This window comes from Rhizobacter terrae (assembly GCF_003852895.1).
Lineage (GTDB): Bacteria > Pseudomonadota > Gammaproteobacteria > Burkholderiales > Burkholderiaceae_C > Albitalea > Albitalea terrae.
Window position 1 is genome coordinate 630,200 of the sequence record NZ_QUSW01000002.1, and the last position, 15,144, is coordinate 645,343.

General features: G+C 68.1%; 17 protein-coding genes. 9 read left to right on the forward strand and 8 right to left on the reverse strand.

The window, feature by feature from the left end; all coding sequences use genetic code 11:
* Nucleotides 1-5: 5 nt before the first annotated feature.
* Complete coding sequence (locus DZC73_RS09970; RefSeq protein WP_124540069.1) at nt 6-233, reverse strand: hypothetical protein; 228 nt, start codon at nt 231-233, stop codon at nt 6-8.
* A 96-nt stretch (nt 234-329) separates the two neighbouring features.
* A complete protein-coding gene (locus tag DZC73_RS09975) occupies nt 330-542 on the reverse strand; it encodes a hypothetical protein (RefSeq protein ID WP_124540070.1) in 213 nt (70 codons plus the stop codon).
* Between the two features lie 171 nt (nt 543-713).
* Here DZC73_RS09975 and DZC73_RS09980 point away from each other — a divergent pair, with 171 nt between their 5' ends.
* Nucleotides 714-1,292, forward strand: coding sequence for a DUF1415 domain-containing protein (locus tag DZC73_RS09980; protein ID WP_124540071.1), 579 nt, complete (start codon nt 714-716; stop codon nt 1,290-1,292).
* A gap of 6 nt (nt 1,293-1,298) precedes the next feature.
* On the opposite strand, the gene DZC73_RS09985 is transcribed toward DZC73_RS09980, so the two are convergent.
* Nucleotides 1,299-2,024, reverse strand: coding sequence for a substrate-binding periplasmic protein (locus tag DZC73_RS09985; RefSeq protein ID WP_161974525.1), 726 nt, complete (start codon nt 2,022-2,024; stop codon nt 1,299-1,301).
* Between the two features lie 58 nt (nt 2,025-2,082).
* A complete protein-coding gene (locus DZC73_RS09990) occupies nt 2,083-3,408 on the reverse strand; it encodes a GGDEF domain-containing protein (RefSeq protein ID WP_161974526.1) in 1,326 nt (441 codons plus the stop codon).
* A 247-nt stretch (nt 3,409-3,655) separates the two neighbouring features.
* Between DZC73_RS09990 and DZC73_RS09995 the strand changes: the two genes are divergently transcribed.
* The 3 genes from DZC73_RS09995 to DZC73_RS10005 are packed head-to-tail and all read left to right on the forward strand — an operon-like array spanning nt 3,656 to nt 4,867.
* Entirely contained in the window at nt 3,656-3,970 is a 315-nt protein-coding gene (locus DZC73_RS09995) for an ArsR/SmtB family transcription factor (protein WP_124540074.1), read from the forward strand.
* A 2-nt stretch (nt 3,971-3,972) separates the two neighbouring features.
* Complete coding sequence (locus DZC73_RS10000) at nt 3,973-4,437, forward strand: SRPBCC family protein (protein ID WP_124540075.1); 465 nt, start codon at nt 3,973-3,975, stop codon at nt 4,435-4,437.
* A gap of 13 nt (nt 4,438-4,450) precedes the next feature.
* The gene (locus DZC73_RS10005) at nt 4,451-4,867 is read left to right on the forward strand and encodes a GFA family protein (protein WP_124540076.1); all 417 of its coding nucleotides are present in this window, start codon (nt 4,451-4,453) and stop codon (nt 4,865-4,867) included.
* Here the strand turns inward: DZC73_RS10005 and DZC73_RS10010 are convergent.
* Nucleotides 4,864-5,835: a threo-3-hydroxy-L-aspartate ammonia-lyase gene (locus DZC73_RS10010; protein ID WP_124540077.1), complete on the reverse strand. Its 972-nt coding sequence runs from the start codon at nt 5,833-5,835 to the stop codon at nt 4,864-4,866. The genes DZC73_RS10005 and DZC73_RS10010 overlap by 4 nt on opposite strands.
* A gap of 155 nt (nt 5,836-5,990) precedes the next feature.
* On the opposite strand from DZC73_RS10010, the gene DZC73_RS10015 reads away from it, so the two are divergent.
* The 3 genes from DZC73_RS10015 to DZC73_RS10025 all read left to right on the forward strand — a co-directional run bounded on the left by DZC73_RS10015 (nt 5,991) and on the right by DZC73_RS10025 (nt 8,665).
* Complete coding sequence (locus tag DZC73_RS10015) at nt 5,991-6,596, forward strand: LysE family translocator (RefSeq protein WP_235835060.1); 606 nt, start codon at nt 5,991-5,993, stop codon at nt 6,594-6,596.
* A gap of 20 nt (nt 6,597-6,616) precedes the next feature.
* On the forward strand, nt 6,617-8,065 hold the full coding sequence (locus tag DZC73_RS10020) for an aminotransferase-like domain-containing protein (RefSeq protein ID WP_124540078.1): 1,449 nt from the start codon (nt 6,617-6,619) through the stop codon (nt 8,063-8,065).
* Nucleotides 8,066-8,230: 165 nt separating this feature from the next.
* Nucleotides 8,231-8,665, forward strand: a complete 435-nt coding sequence (locus tag DZC73_RS10025) for a hypothetical protein (RefSeq protein ID WP_124540079.1) — start codon at nt 8,231-8,233, stop codon at nt 8,663-8,665.
* A gap of 29 nt (nt 8,666-8,694) precedes the next feature.
* Here DZC73_RS10025 and DZC73_RS10030 read toward each other — a convergent pair whose 3' ends face one another.
* Together DZC73_RS10030 and DZC73_RS29670 are read right to left on the reverse strand one after the other, a co-directional pair.
* Nucleotides 8,695-9,444, reverse strand: coding sequence for a hypothetical protein (locus tag DZC73_RS10030; protein ID WP_198414818.1), 750 nt, complete (start codon nt 9,442-9,444; stop codon nt 8,695-8,697).
* Nucleotides 9,445-9,531: 87 nt separating this feature from the next.
* Nucleotides 9,532-10,203: a hypothetical protein gene (locus tag DZC73_RS29670; protein ID WP_161974527.1), complete on the reverse strand. Its 672-nt coding sequence runs from the start codon at nt 10,201-10,203 to the stop codon at nt 9,532-9,534.
* 291 nt (nt 10,204-10,494) lie between these two features.
* Here DZC73_RS29670 and DZC73_RS10040 point away from each other — a divergent pair, with 291 nt between their 5' ends.
* Both DZC73_RS10040 and DZC73_RS10045 read left to right on the forward strand, forming a co-directional pair.
* Nucleotides 10,495-12,051, forward strand: a complete 1,557-nt coding sequence (locus tag DZC73_RS10040; RefSeq protein WP_161974528.1) for a methyl-accepting chemotaxis protein — start codon at nt 10,495-10,497, stop codon at nt 12,049-12,051.
* Nucleotides 12,052-12,091: 40 nt separating this feature from the next.
* Nucleotides 12,092-12,718 (forward strand): DsbA family protein, encoded by a 627-nt coding sequence (locus tag DZC73_RS10045; protein ID WP_124540081.1) that lies wholly within the window; start codon nt 12,092-12,094, stop codon nt 12,716-12,718.
* Between the two features lie 6 nt (nt 12,719-12,724).
* Here DZC73_RS10045 and DZC73_RS10050 read toward each other — a convergent pair whose 3' ends face one another.
* Nucleotides 12,725-15,118 (reverse strand): hybrid sensor histidine kinase/response regulator, encoded by a 2,394-nt coding sequence (locus DZC73_RS10050; protein WP_124540082.1) that lies wholly within the window; start codon nt 15,116-15,118, stop codon nt 12,725-12,727.
* Nucleotides 15,119-15,144: the final 26 nt, after the last annotated feature.

Here is a 15,144-nt window from a genome sequence, read left to right on the forward strand (position 1 = left end):
CGCCGTCAGCGCTGGCTGCGCGCCTTCTTCTTGTCGAATTCGGCAAGCTGCTGCTTGAGCAACAGGAAGAGCACGCGTGCGTCGGCTTCGCTCATCGACAGCCGCGTCGATGGCTCACGTCCGTCAGAGCTGGGTTTCTGGGGGATGACAAGCGCGTCGATCAGGGCTTCGACCAGGCCGTGGCCGGTGGTCATCGCCTTCACGCGCTGAATTTCGATCTGGAACGTCTTCAAAAGGCCTCCGCGGGGGGCGCGCAAAGCCTGAAGGCTAACCCAGGTCGACCGCTTCGGGGCGCTTGGACGGCGCCACAGCGGATGCAGGGAAAGCGATCAGTGCAGGCGCGTGGCCAGCACGGCAGGCATGTGCACCTCGCGGCCGATCACGGCGCGGGCGTACAGGTAGTTCTGGCGGGCACGGTCGCTCAGGGCGTCCATGTCGACGTGGCCCTGCGCGTCGCAGGGGAAGGCGAAACCGCGGCCCTCGTCGAAGAGGGACTGGAAACGCAGCTCGTAAGCTGCCTGGCCTTGGGTCGAAGCGTTCATGGCAATCTCCTTCGAAACCTTGAACATCCTGGTGTCAACTTTAGGCACCGCCGCCCTCCCGGGAAATGGGCCGGCGCCGATGCTGTCTGCCGGGTCTTGTCCATACCTCTTGTACGAAAAACACTGACAAGATTCGGACGGCGCCTCCCTAGCTCGTCGGACAATGCCCACATGCAGCCCCCCCAGATCCAAGCCTCGCAAGCCCTGCTGGAGACCCGTGCCTGGGTCGACCGGGCCGTCATCGGCCTGAACCTGTGCCCCTTTGCCAAGGCGGTGCAGGTCAAGGGTCAAGTGAGATACGTGGTGAGCGAGGCGTCGGACGCGAAGACCCTGCTGTCGGAGTTGGTGGCCGAGATGCAGCGGCTCGTCGCGGCGCCGGCGGCCGAAGTGGACACGACCTTGCTCATCCACCCCTGGGTGCTGCAGGACTTCCACGACTACAACGACTTCCTGGACATCGCCGACGGCGCACTGGAGGAACTCGGACTGGACGGCGTGCTGCAGGTGGCGAGCTTCCACCCCGACTACCAGTTCGAAGGCACGGACGTGGGCGACGTGACGAACGCCACGAACCAGTCGCCCTACCCGACGCTGCATTTGCTGCGCGAAGACAGCGTGGACCGTGCCGTGGACGCCTTCGCCGAGCCCGAAGCCATCTTCGAGGCCAACATGCGCACCCTGGAGGACCTGGGCGAGGAAGGCTGGGCGGCCTTGCGGGCCCAGTGCAGGAAGGACGCCGGGCTGCCCTGAATCCGTTCAGGGCCGGTGCAGTTCCTCGACGACGATTCGCGACAGCGCCCCGCTCTTCTTCAGCCGCAACAGCGCCGCGTTGAAGCGCTCCAGGAAGCCCTGCTTGTTCGCGGCCTTGTTGAACGCCAGGTAGGTCGGGTTCTCCGCCAGCGACCCTGCGAGCTGCACGTTGCGGTGCTGGCGCAGCTGCGGCTCGGCCGCCTCCACGATGGCCAGCACCACGTCCAGCCGGCCGGCGGCCAGCTTGGCGAAGTTCTGCGTGTCGCTGTTGACCTCCTCGACCTCCATCGCCCCGGCCTTGCGGGCCTCGTCGAAGTCGTCGCCGTAGCTCCAGCCGCGGATCACGCCCACGCGCTTGCCCTTGAGGTTGGCCACGCCGGCATAGCGGGTGGTGTCGCCCTGCACGGCATAGATGCTGACCCGCTCCACGAACATCGGCTCGCTGTAGTCGAAACGCTTGAGACGCTCGGAATTCTTGTAGATGCCGCCCACGCCGGCCGTGCCGGCATCGATCTCCGACAGCGCACGTCGCCAGGGCTTGGGCTCGATGCTCACCGCCTCCTTCATCTCGCGGAAGACGGCCCGCATGAGCGCCGGGTACACGCCTGCCGCCTGTCCTTCGCGCGAGAACATGAAGGGCGGATTGGCGTCGTCCACGTTCACCAGTTGCGCCTGCGCCGCGGCCCCGTTCACCAGCCCGAGGGCCAAGGCCAGCGCCGCGATGAATTTCATTCCGTGCATCGGGATCAGCCTGCCACAAGCCGCCTCAGGGCGCCAGCGCCGACAGGCCTCACGCCGCATCCTGGTCACGCCCCCGCCCATGCACCAGGTGCAGCTCCACGCGATCGCGGCCCATCTGCTTGGCGCGGTACATCGCGCCATCTGCGCGGCGGATGCTCTCGCCCAGGTCCTCGCCCGCACGCGCCTCGGACACGCCGAAGCTGCTGGTCACGCGCAGGCCATGCGGCCAGTCGCGCACCGAGACGGCCCTACGCAGCCGCTCGGCCATGGCCTGCGCCTGGCTGGGCTCAGTGCCCGGGCAGAGGATGATGAACTCCTCGCCGCCCCAGCGCGCGAACAGGTCGTCGCGCTGGATGTCGCCCTGGACCATCTCGGCCACGCCGCGCAGCACCTCGTCACCCACGCCATGGCCGTGCCCGTCATTGATGCGCTTGAAGTGGTCAATGTCCATGAAGACGATGGACAGGGGGAAGAGCTTCTTGTCGCCCTTGGCCGACAGCCGCAGCAGTTCCTCGCCCAGGCCATGGCGGTTGAGCACGCCGGTGAGCGGGTCGCGGTGGGCCATGTGCTGCAGGCTTTGCTTCTCCAGCTGCAGCGCCTCGTTCAGCCGCTGCAGCGACAGCCGGCTGCGGTGCGTGGCCAGAAGCTTGCGGCGCGTGGACACGCTGTAGCCGAAGAGGTAGGCGATGAGGCCCAGCATCCACAGGCCGATCACGATCAGCCGGAAGGTGGCCGGCGCAATCAGCTTGCCGCGGAACTCGATGCGCTCCACCCAGATGCGATGCGCGCCGGGCACCACCTTGCCGCCGGTGGACACCTGCAGCGCCACGACGTTGTCGAACTCCAGCCCGGCGTTCTGCACCGAGATGTTGTGCTCGTTGCTCCACCACGAGGCGACCGTGAACTGCGACAGCTTCACCGTCAGCGTCTTGTCGCGGCCGGGGTCGTAGAAGATCTCCTGCACCTTGGCCGACTCGTACTCCTTCTGGCTGGAGTACTTCGGGTTGTAGTTGAGCAGGAACACGCGCACCTGCTGCTGCGGTTCTGGCCCCTCGTAGGCCACCTTCAGCGTCATGGTGTCGTAGCCCGACAAGTCCATGCCGTAGGGCGCCCGGCCGAGCTCGAAGGCCGTCGCGCAGTACGGCCACTCGTAGCCGGGGTTGATGGTGCAGTCCATCACGAAGCGGCCGTTCTCGGTCTTGACCGCGGCCACGCTCTTGCCGCCCGAGCTGCGGTCGTCGACGGTGTTGACCGGCAGCCTGGAAGCGGCGTCGACCACGAAGCTCTTCTCCATGGCGAACTGGTTCCACGCCAGGGCGAGCGCGGTCAGGACGATCAATGCGCCGAGCCAACGATTGAGGGACTTGATGTTCATCGAAAAGCCGCCTTCGCATTCGCGCAGGCGATACGCCATGACCCGGGTTCGGGGCACGCCTCGGACTTCGGCCAGTTTGCGGCAAAGGTGAAGCCGCCCGCCCCCGGGGCATTCCCCCATGCGTGGCATCCGTCACGCGGTGAGCCCGATGAAAGTGTTTCAGTGCAGTGCCTCATCCGCCTGATGGCCCCGGCTTGACATGCAGGTATTTACCTGCCTATTATTCGCTCACGCAACCACAAGACGAATGGACGCAGACAAGGTTTTCAAGGCACTGGGCGACCCGACCCGCAGAAAGCTGCTCGACCTGCTGTGCGAGCGCAACGGCCAGACGCTGGGCGAGTTGTGCGAGCACCTGGACATGGCGCGGCAGTCGGCCACCCAGCACCTGGGCATCCTCGAAGACGCCAACCTGGTGAGCACGGTCAAGCGCGGCCGGGAGAAGCTGCACTTCATCAACCCGGTGCCGCTGCACGAGGTCTACGAGCGGTGGGTGCGCAAGTTCGAACGTCAGCGGCTCAGCCTGCTGCACGACCTGAAAAAGGAACTCGAAGGAGAGTGACGATGAGCAAAGAGAAGACGAGCTTCGTCTACGTGACCTACATCCGCTCGACGCCGGACAAGGTGTTCGAGGCCATCATGAAGCCGGAGGTCGCGCGGCGCTACTGGGGGCACGAGAACCTGTCCGAGTGGAAGCCCGGGGCGACCTGGCAGCACGTGCGCGACAACGAGCAACGCACCGTCAACATCGTGGGCCAGGTGGTCGAGGTCTCGCCGCCGACGCGCCTGGTCATCACCTGGGCCAGCCCCGCGCAGGCCGACGATCCGGCCGCCTACAGCCGCGTGCGTTTCGACGTCGAAACCTGTGCAGACATGGTGCGGCTCACCGTCACCCACGACGAACTCGAAGCGGACAGCGCCATGGCCAAGGGCATCCAGCGCGGCTGGCCGATCGTTCTGTCCAGCCTGAAATCCCTGCTCGAAACCGGCCAGGGCATCGACGTCTTCGCCTGGCCCAAGGCCACTTGAACCAGGAGCCGCCATGACCCAGCCCTATACCGGCGGATGTGCCTGCGGCGCGATCCGCTACGAGACCAGGCACGCGCCCGTCTTCCAGAACCACTGCCAGTGCCGCGACTGCCAGAAGCGAAGCGGCACCGGCCATGGCTCCTGGCTGACCTTTCCCGCACAGGCCGAGATGGCGATCACCGGCGAGGCCACGCACTGGAACGTCGCGGGCGAAAGCGGCAACGTGAAGACCCACGCCTTCTGTCCGGTCTGCGGCACGGCGGTCTTCCTGCGCTTCGCCGCCATGCCCGACTTCATCGCCGTCCCCGCGGCCAGCCTGGACGAGCCAAGCCGCTTCACGCCGCAGGTGCTCACCTACAGCGTGCGCGGCCTGGCGTGGGATGCCATCGACCCGTCGTTGAAGGCTTTCGAGCGCATGCCCGCCGGCTAGCCCTGGCCAGCCACGAGCTGGGCGAAGCGCTCCAGGTCGATGTTGCCGCCAGACAGCACGATGCCCACCCGCTTGCCGCGCACATCCAGCTTGCCGGTGAGCACGGCGGCGGCCGCGAGGCAGCCGGTGGGCTCCACGACGAGCTTCATCCGCGCGGCGAAGAACTTCATCGTCTCCACCAGCTCCGCGTCGCTGACCGTGACCACGCGCACACCGAGTTCACGCAGCACCGGGAAGGTGTGCTGCCCGAGCGAGCGGCTCTGCGCGGCATCGGCGATGGTGCGCGGCGTCTCGATGCGGACGATCTCGCCCTTGGCCAGGCTCTGCTGCGCATCGTTGCCGGCCTCGGGCTCGACACCGACGATGTCGCACCGGGGGCTGAGGCTGCGCGCCGCCGTGGCCGTGCCGCTCAACAAGCCACCGCCGCCCAGCGGCGTGACGATGAGGTCCAGCTCGCCCACCTCCTCGAACAGCTCCTTGGCGACCGTGCCCTGCCCGGCCATCACGCGCGGATGGTCGAAGGGCGGAATGAAGGTCATGCCGCGCTCGTCGGCGATGCGCTTGACCACCACGGCCGGGTCTTCGGCATAGCGGTCGTAGCGCACCACCTCGCCGCCGTAGCCCTGCGTGGCCGCCACCTTCACCTCGGGTGCGTCCTTGGGCATGACGATGACGGCCTTCACGCCCAGCAGCTTCGCCGCCAGCGCGATCGCCTGGCCATGGTTGCCCGAGGAGAACGTGATGACGCCGCCTTCGCGCTGGGCCGGCGTGAACTGCGACACCGCGTTGTAGGCACCGCGGATCTTGAACGCGCCGATGCGTTGCAGCGTCTCGCACTTGAAGAAGAGCTGCGCGCCGGTGCGCCCGTCGGCGGTGGATGAGCGCATGACCGGCGTGCGGTGGGCCACGGCCGCAATGCGCTCATGGGCGCGGGCCACGTCGTCGTAGGAGATGGACAGGGAAGTCATCGTGGTGAAGGCAGGTCAGTTGAGAGACAACGCCCGCAAGCTATCACGCAGCACACGCCTTGAAACTGTGTGGCCTTGTCGATTGACACAGTGCGCGCGACAGCCCCACCCCTTGTGGCTTCACGCGATGCAGGCCCCTGCCTACGCTTGGCACCATGCCTGCCCAAGACCTCGCGATGACCGAACTCATTCCACTGCTCACCTACTCGCTGGTGATGTCCAGCACGCCCGGCCCGAACAACATCATGCTCACGGCGTCCGGCGCGAACTTCGGCTATCGCCGTTCGCTGCCGCACATCCTGGGCATCGCGGCGGGGCATGGCCCGCAGATCTTCTTCTCCTGCCTCGGGCTGGGCGCCGTGTTCCACACCTGGCCGGTGCTGCACCAGGTGTTGCGCATCGTGGGCGCGGCCTACCTCGTCGTGCTGGCGTGGAAGCTCGCGGGCTCCGCGGTGGGCCACAGGGACATGGAGCGGCCGCTGTCGTTCTGGCAGGCGCTGTCCTTCCAGGCGGTGAATCCCAAGGGCTGGGTCAAGGCCGTCACGGTGGCCACCGTGTTCATGCCGCCCGGCATGGGCGTGCTGGGCGGGTCCGCGCTGGTCACGGCCATCTCGATCGCCATCAACCTGCCCTGCGTGTCGATGTGGGCGCTGTTCGGCGTGGCCATCCGCCGGCTGCTCGTGCAGCCGCTGCACCGCAAGCTGTTCAATGCCATCATGGCGTCCTCGCTGGTCGTCCTCGCGATCGCGCTCATGCTCTGACCCGCCCGTCTGAACCTCCCGTGTTTCCGCTCGACCGCCAATCCACCATTCCCCTGGCCGACCAGATCGAGTCGCGCCTCGTGGCGCTCATCGAGGCCGGCCAGTTGCCCGCGGGCGCGAAGCTCACCTCCATCCGCTCGATGGCCACGCAACTGGGCGTGAGCCCGAACACCGTCATCACCGCCTACGACCGCCTGGTGGCCCAGGGCCTGGTGGATTCGCGCGGCACCGCCGGCTTCTTCGTGTGCGAGGCCGCCTCCCCCGAGCCGCTGCCCAGCCGCCTCGAAGCCGGCGAAGAGCACGACGCCGTCTGGCTCGTGCAGCAGGCCCATGACCAGCGCGCCAACATGCTGCCCGCCAGCAGCGGCGCCCTGCCCGTGTCGTGGCTGGAAGACGCGATTCCCGCCGCGGTGGTGCAGCGCGGCCTGGCCCGCAGCGTGGGCGGCATGGCCGCGCGCTGCCCGCCGCAAGGCATGCCCGAGCTGCGCGAGCGGCTGGCGATGTTCATGCGCGGCCAGGGCATCGCCACCGACGCGAGCCGCGTGCTCACCACCTTCGGCGGCACGCACGCGATCGACCTGATCTGCCGCTCATTCCTGAAAGCCGGCGACACGGTGCTGGTGGAGACACCCGGCTACCACCTGCTGTTCGACCGGCTGCGCGAGGCCGGCGTGAACATGGTGGGCATCATGCGGGGCCACGACGGCCCGGACCTGGACCAGATCGAGGCCGCCTGCATCGAGCACCGGCCGCGGCTCTTCTTCATCCAGAGCGTGCTGCACAACCCCACGGGCTGGGCCTGCAGCGCCGCCAACCTGCACCGCGTGCTGATGCTGGCCGAACGCCACGACATGCTGCTGGCCGAGGACGACGTGCACGGGCACTTCCACGCCGGGCCGGCCACGCGACTGGCCCAGCTCTCGGAACTGCGCCGCGTCATCTACTACTCCAGCTTCTGCAAGGCGCTGAGCCCGGCGCTTCGCGTGGGCTACGTCGCGGCCGAGCCGTCGCTGCTGAAGGTGCTGCTGCGCACGAAGATCCAGTCGGTGCTGACCACGTCCTCGCTCAACGAGAACGTGCTGCTCGAGCTGCTGGCGGGTGGCCGCCTGCGCAAGCACCTGGACCGGCTGCAGCAGAAGCTCGCCACCGCGCGCAACGTCACGGCCCGCGAATTGCGGCGCGCCGGCATGCTGCTCGACCGGCCGGCCGAAGGCGGCCTCTTCCTGTGGGGCACGCTGCCCGCAGGCGTGGAGGCCGACACGCTGGTGAGGGAGGCCTACCGCGAAGGCATCCTGCTGGCGGGCGCGGCCTTCGATGCCGGCAACGAGGACCAGCGGCACTTGCGCTTCAACGTGGTGTATGCCCAGCACCCCAAGCTCATCGACTTCCTGTCGCAGCGCCTGCAGGCCTTGTCGCAGGCGACACGCGTCATCCAACGCGCCGCCAGCCGCTCGCACGATCGTGCGTGAGGCAATGCGGCAACCCTAGCGGTTTTGCGTGGCCCCGGCATCGGGGTTCACCGTGTTTGTGGTGTCGCGACTTCACCCGTCGTAACCAGCCGTAAATGCATTGGAATGCAAGGGGGACGGTCCGATATCTTCGTGCGCAAACTCACACCTACGAGGAGTTTGTCAATGAGCCGCGTTCTCTCCTGGCCTCATACCCCCATCTTTCCGCACCTGCTCGACACGCTGAAGGTAGATCGGCACCCAACCGCCGTCACCGACAAAGGCACCATCCGCTTCGACCTGCCTCGTGGCACGGTGGAGATGAAGTTCTCGAACCCTTCGCAGCAACTGCACCCAGGCACCGAGGTGCAAGTGTGGTGGAAGGGCAGCGGCTTCGTCTGTGCCACTCCCGAAGACATCGAAGCGGAAACGCACGAAAGCGAGGAGTCGCGCAACATCGCCGAGCGCGTGCACGAGGTGCGCGAGCAGCTCGCCGCCGCACGGCGCGAACGGCACGAGCGCTTCGTGAACGAGCTGGACATCGAACTGCCCGAGGTGGAGGCCGCCGAGCTGCCTCCTCCGGTGGTGGAAACGCCCGAGTCACAGCCCGCGGCGTTCTGATGCCCTGCGCTGGCACGCCTTGCGGCGCGTCAGCGTGACTTCCTCCAGGCGAACAGGCCCCGGCCCGCACCTGCCGCATCGCGCGGCAGGGCTTGCGTTCGCGTGGTCATCAGGCAGCCCGACAGGTACAGCCCGTTCAGCAGGCGGCTCGCGCGCTCAGGGCTCATGCCCGGCCAGCGGGAAATGTCGTTGAGGCTCACCGAGTTCAGCTGCAACCGCTCGATGGCCGATCCCAGCGCGCCCGGTGCCTGCGGCCGTTCGCCGCGCCCGCTGGCCACGAGGCGGTACATCGCGGGGCCGGCGATGTCGGCCAGCAGCTTGTTGCGCGGGCCGTGCAGCGCCAGGCGCCACAGCATGTGCGGCAGCGAGCGGTAGTGCTCGGCCTGCGCGATGCGCTCGTACATCCAGTGCCCCGGTGGCCGCACGCCGGGCGGCTCGGTCGCCACCACGCGCAGCTTCGCCAGCGACGACATCGGCGCATCCAGCAGGTTGCGCGGCGAGTGGTACAGGTCTTCCTGAGGGAACAGCGTGACCGGCCACACGAGGCCATCGACCTCCACGCACACGAGCGCTGCCTCGCGATGGCGCAGGCAGGCGGCGATCACCTCCATCGCGTCCGAACTCGACGGGTCCGCATCGAGGCGGCGAAGGTCGGCCAGCAAGGTGGTGGGCAGCAGGGTGGGACCAGACAGCCGCATGAACCCGCTGCTGCCGGTCTGTTGCCGCATCTGCTCGAAGGCGCTGATGCGCCACAAGGTGGAATCTTCGAAATCACGCATGACGCCACCACTGTCGCAAAGCCGAGCGCATGCAGGCGTTCGGCTTTGCAACGAGGTGCGAGCGTTTGCCGGGAAAGTGTGACGGCGTTACTGATCGAGACGGATCGTGTAGTCCAGCACGTCGCCCCAGATCGGCGCGAAGTTGCAGCCCGTGGGCGGCAGGTTCCACGACAGGATGGACCGCGCGCGCCGGGGCTGGCCGCTCATCGGCTGCACGAGGCCCAGGTTCTGGTTGGCGTTGGTCACCGTGGCGAACTGCCAGGTCGGCGCGAAGTTCGAGTCCGACAGGTGCACGCTGTCGATGCCCACCGGCTGGAACACGCCGGCCGCATCGGCCACGCAATGCAGCGTGTACTCGCGGCTGCCCGGCAGCGGTGAACCACCGAAACCGAAGGGCTGCTTGATCTTCACGGGGCAGGCGAAGGTGCGGCGCTGCGGGTCATAGCCGCAGCATGACATTTCCTCGTAGTAGAGGCTGCCGACGTAGGCCACCTTGGCGCCACACTGGCGTGCCGCGGTGTAGATCGGGTCACTGGCCGGCACCTGCGCACCGTCGATGGTGCCGCAAGACTTGTACTTCTCGTAGATGGAGGCCAGCGCCTTTGCCTGCTCGGCCTCCGGCATCTGCAATGCCGCGTCGACCTGCTTGGCCACATCGGCCTTCACCGAGGGTCCGCAGGCGGTGGTGGACTGCGCATGCGCCACGAACGGCGCAGCCAGCATCGCCACGATGGCGAAGAGACTTCTGAACGACTTCATGATGTGCTCCTTGAGTGATGGTTGTGGTGTGGCCGGCGCGCGAGGAGCTCATCGGCCACGCGGAGAATTTCGGCGCTGACCGCACGCGCAGCAAGCGCCGACCTAGGGATGACCCGCGAAGCTAGGGAAGCGGGCCCTGTCGAGTTAGGGACGGTGCATCGCGATCGGCGTGAAGAAGTTGCGCATTCGCGCGCCGCCATGGCCCCTTTCAGCTACATCCATGTAGTCAACTCAAGTTCATGCGCGCGAGCGTCGAAGTCCGCGACACATCGACAACGACGGAGACTTCGCATGCTTGCCAACCTGCGCATCGGCACGCGGCTTTCGCTGCTGGCCGCCAGCCTGACCCTGCTCATCGCGGCGGTCGCCCTGGTCAGCGTGTTCGGACTGCGGCAACTGAACGAACGCTTCGAGCTCGCCTACCGCAAGGACACGGTGCCGCTCGGGCAACTGGGCCTCGCGCTGGACACGCTGTACCGCAGCCGCACGCGCATCACGCTGGGCATGGAGTCGCAGTACATCAAGACCGCGGCCGAGCACTTCGACGCGATGGACAAGCTCGATGCGCAGGCACTGGCCACGCTGGATGGCAGCTTCGCGGTGATCGACGATGCGGCCGGGCGCGAGCAGGCCGACATCTTCAAGAAGAGCTGGACGGAGTACGTGCGTGCACGCGCCGACGTGATCAAGACCTTCAAGGAAGGCGACCGGCCCACGGCGGTGTCGAACTTCCGGCTCAACGTGCTGCCGCCCTTCGAGGCCGCAGCCGGCGCAGTGGCCACGCTGCTGTCGCAGCGCGTGCAGGCCACGGAAGCGGCAACGCAAGCCACGGCCGCGAGTTCCCGCATGCTCATGATGGCGACGCTGGCCGTGCTGGCCGCCGGTGTCGGCCTGGCCGTGGTGCTGTCGGTGGTCATCATCCGCTCCATCGTCAGGCCGCTGCGGCGCGCGGTGGAAGCAGCGCGCACCATCGCACGCGGCGACCTTCACGAGTCCATTGACGCGCATGGCAGCGACGAGACCGCGCAACTGCTGCACGCCATGGCCGACATGCGCGACAACCTCGCGCGGCTGGTGAGCGAAGTGCGTGACGGCGTGAATGCCATGACCGGCGCCACCACCGAGATCGCCAGCGGCAACCTGGACCTGAGCAGCCGCACCGAGCGCCAGGCCAGCAGCCTGCAGGAAACCGCGGCCTCGCTGTCGGAGATGACACGCGCGGTGGCGCTGCATGCCGAAGCATCGCGGCAGGCCGAACAGCTGGCCACCGGCGCCAGCGAGGTGGCCGCTCGCGGCGGCGCGGTGGTGGGCGAGGTGGTCGACACGATGAGCGACATCCAGGCGAGCAGCCGCAAGATCTCGGAGATCATCTCGGTGATCGACGGCATTGCCTTCCAGACCAACATCCTGGCGCTGAACGCCGCGGTGGAAGCGGCGCGTGCCGGCGAACAGGGCCGCGGCTTCGCGGTCGTGGCCGGCGAGGTGCGCACGCTGGCGCAGCGGTCGGCGCAGGCGGCCAAGGAGATCAAGGGACTGATCGCGATGAGCGTGCAGCGCGTGGAGGCGGGCTCCACGCTGGTGGGCCAGGCCGGCAGCACGATGACCGACATCGTCGCGCAGGTCGGCCGCGTGCGCGACCTGATCGCCGAGCTGACGCGCGCCACGCACGAGCAAAGCGGCGGCATCGCGCAGGTGAACGACAGCGTGACGCGCATCGACGATGCGACCCAGCAGAACGCGGCGCTGGTCGAGCAGTCGGCCGCGGCGGCATCGAGCCTGCAGACGCAGGCGGACCGGCTGGTGCACGCGGTGTCGGCATTCAGGCTGCCGCAGGCCGCTGAACAGTAGCGCGCTGCAAGGGTTTCGCCTTGCGCCGACAATCCGGCCCATGAACCTCATCTACGTCGCCGACCCGATGTGCTCCTGGTGCTACGGCTTCGGCAAGACCCTCTCGGCCCTGCTGGCCGACCCGCGCGAGACCGCACCGCTGCAGCTGGCGCTCATCATGGGCGGGCTGCGGCCCTACACCACCGAACCCATGGCTCCCGGCCGTGCCGATGAAATCCTCGGCCACTGGAAACACGTGCACGAGGCCACCGGCCTGCCGTTCGCATCCGAGACCGCCATGCACCAGGACGGCTTCGTCTACGACACCGAACCCGCGAGCCGCGCCACCATCGCCGTGCGCACGCACTGGCCACAGCACGTTTGGCGCTACTTCAAGGCCGTGCAGCAGGCCTTCTACGCCGAAGGGAAGGACGTGACCCGCCCCGAGGTGCTGGCCGACGTGGCCGAAGCCGTGGGCCTGCCCCGCAGCAACTTCGCCAACGCCTTCGCGGCCGAGGCGACCCGCGAAGCCACCCGCGCCGACTTCGCGCAGTCGCAGGCCTGGGGCATCCGCGGCTTCCCGGCGTTGATCGCCGAAGCGAACGGCGAGCTGCACCTGGTCGCGCATGGCTACATGCCCGAGGACGAGCTGCGCCAGCGGCTGCTGCAACTGGTGCCCAGCGCTTGAAGCTCCTCAGCCGCTGGACAGGCCGGCCAGGTTGTCCAGCGTGCCCAGGAAGCGGCGGAAGTCAATGGGCTTGGTGAGGTAGTCGTCGAAGCCCAGCTGCATCGCCCGCTCGATGTCGTCGGGCATCGCGTTCGCCGACAGGGCGATGAGCGCCACATGTTTCATCGACGGCTCCTGCCGCAAGGCTTGCAGCACGGCGAAGCCGTCGATGTCGGGCAGTTGCAGGTCGATCAGCACGGCGCGCGGCTTGAGCGCCAGCGCGCGCTCGATGCCTGAGCGGCCATCCACCGCCACGTGCAGCGTCACGTTGTCGCGCAGGTTCACGATCTCGCGCAGCAGCAGCACGTTGACGGCGTTGTCCTCGATGTAGAGCACCTCGATCGCCGACAGTCCGGGCGACGACACCGTCAGCGGCATCGGCTGGGTCGCCTCGCTGTCCTGCGGCGCCTTGGCCGCCGGCAGCCACACCTCGAAGCACGTCCCCTTGCCTGCGTCGCTGCGCACGTCGACACGGCCGCCCATGCGCTCCACCAGCGAGCGCACGATGGTCAGGCCGATACCCGTGCCTTCGATGCCTTCGCGCTCCACCCCCAGCCGGTTGAACGGCTCGAACAGCCGCTGCAACTGGGCCGGCGTGAGGCCACGGCCGCTGTCTTCCACGCGGATGCACAGCATGCCGGCGTCACGCCCCTGGCCCGCATGGGCGGACACCAGCACCCGCCCGCCGACGCGGTTGTACTTGACCGCATTGCTCAGCAGGTTGCCCAGCACCTGCCGCAGGCGGCGCTGATCGGCCATCACAGCGCCGTGCAGCGCACCGGTATCGACCGATACCAGGGCCGTGTCGGCGGCCGGGGTGATCCACATCACCATGTCGCTCACCAGCGGCGCGACGGCCAGCGGCTCTGCGTTCAAGCCGACAGCCTCCACGCTGGTCAGGTCCAGCACGTCATCGATGAGCGCGAGCAGGTGCTTGCCGGCGTCCCGGATGTGCTCGGCCCGCGGCCGCTGCCGGTCGCCCAGCGGCTGGCTGGCGTCGTCGAGCATCACTTGCGTGAAGCCCAGCACGGCATTCAGCGGCGTGCGCAGCTCGTGGCTCATGCGCGAGAGGAACTGGCTCTTGGCGCGGCTCGCTTCCTCGGCCGCCTCGCGCTCGTGCCTCAGCGCTTCGGCGTTCTTGTGCTCTGTCACGTCCCAGTTGAAGCCGAGGATGCGCAGCGGGCGCCCTGCGTCGTCGCGGATCACCGTGCCCCGCGCGGCCAGCCAGCGCACCGTGCCGTTGGGCCAGCGCACGCGAAAGTCGAACTGGTAGTCGGTCTCGCGGTCGATGATGTGCGCGGTGCGCTCCTCCACGAAGTACAGGTCGTCGGGATGGATGCTCTGGTGCCGCAGCTCGTTGGGCGTGCGCCGCTCCTCGGACGACAGGCCACGCAGCCGGTACATCTGCGCGTCCCACCAGCTCTCGCCGGTGACGAGGTCACGCTCCCACATCGCCAGGCCCACGGTCTTGGCAGCGAGCAGCGTGCGCTCCTCCGCGCGGCGCAGGCGTTCCTGCGTGGTCCGGCGTTCGGTCACGTCGATGAACACGCCGAACACCACGCGCCGCCCCTCGCGCACGGCAGCGCGGCTGCGGCCCACGATCCAGCGCGGCTGCCCATCCGGCCAGCGGATGCCGAACTCGATCTCGATGGTGCCCTGCTCTCCTGCGGCCAACCGGGCATACGCGGCATCCAGGCGCTCCACGTCGGCCGGATCGGTGCGCGCGATCGCCTGCCGCCGGGCCTCCCACACGGGCACGTCGTCGGCGATGCCGTAGATGCGCCGCATCTGGGTGTTCCACTGCGTCTGGCGCGATGCCACGTCGGTGGACCACACGCCCACGCCGGTGGCATCGACCACCATCTCCATGCTCTGCGCGGCGGCCTGCGCCTTCTCGCGTTCCTTCACCTGTTCGGAGATGTCCATCGACACGCCGATCACCGCCACCGCCTCGCCCGCGGCATTGCGCTCGGCCAGGCGGCGCGTCAGCAGGGTGCGGTAGACGCCGTCGAAGCGCCGGTAGCGGGCCTCGGTGTCGATGACGCCGGTCGTTTCGGCGGCATGGCGCGTGGCGTCGCGGATCATCTGCCGGTCGTCCGGGTGGATGCGTTCGCGGATGGCTTCGATGGGCATGCCATCGGGCTGAGGCTCCAACCCGATGAACTGGTAGCCCCAGTCGTTGAGCTGGATGCGCTGGGTGGCGAGGTCGATGCGGTAGAAGACGATGCCCACCAGCCCCATGGCCAAGCCCAGCTGCATGCTGGAGGCCTGCACCCACGGCGCGTGCGCTGCGGGTGCGGCCCCCGCCTGCGGCGTGCCTTGCGAAATCGGCCCGGGGTCGGACTCAGCGCGGCTGGACATGGCGCCCAGTGTAGGACGCCCGTGCG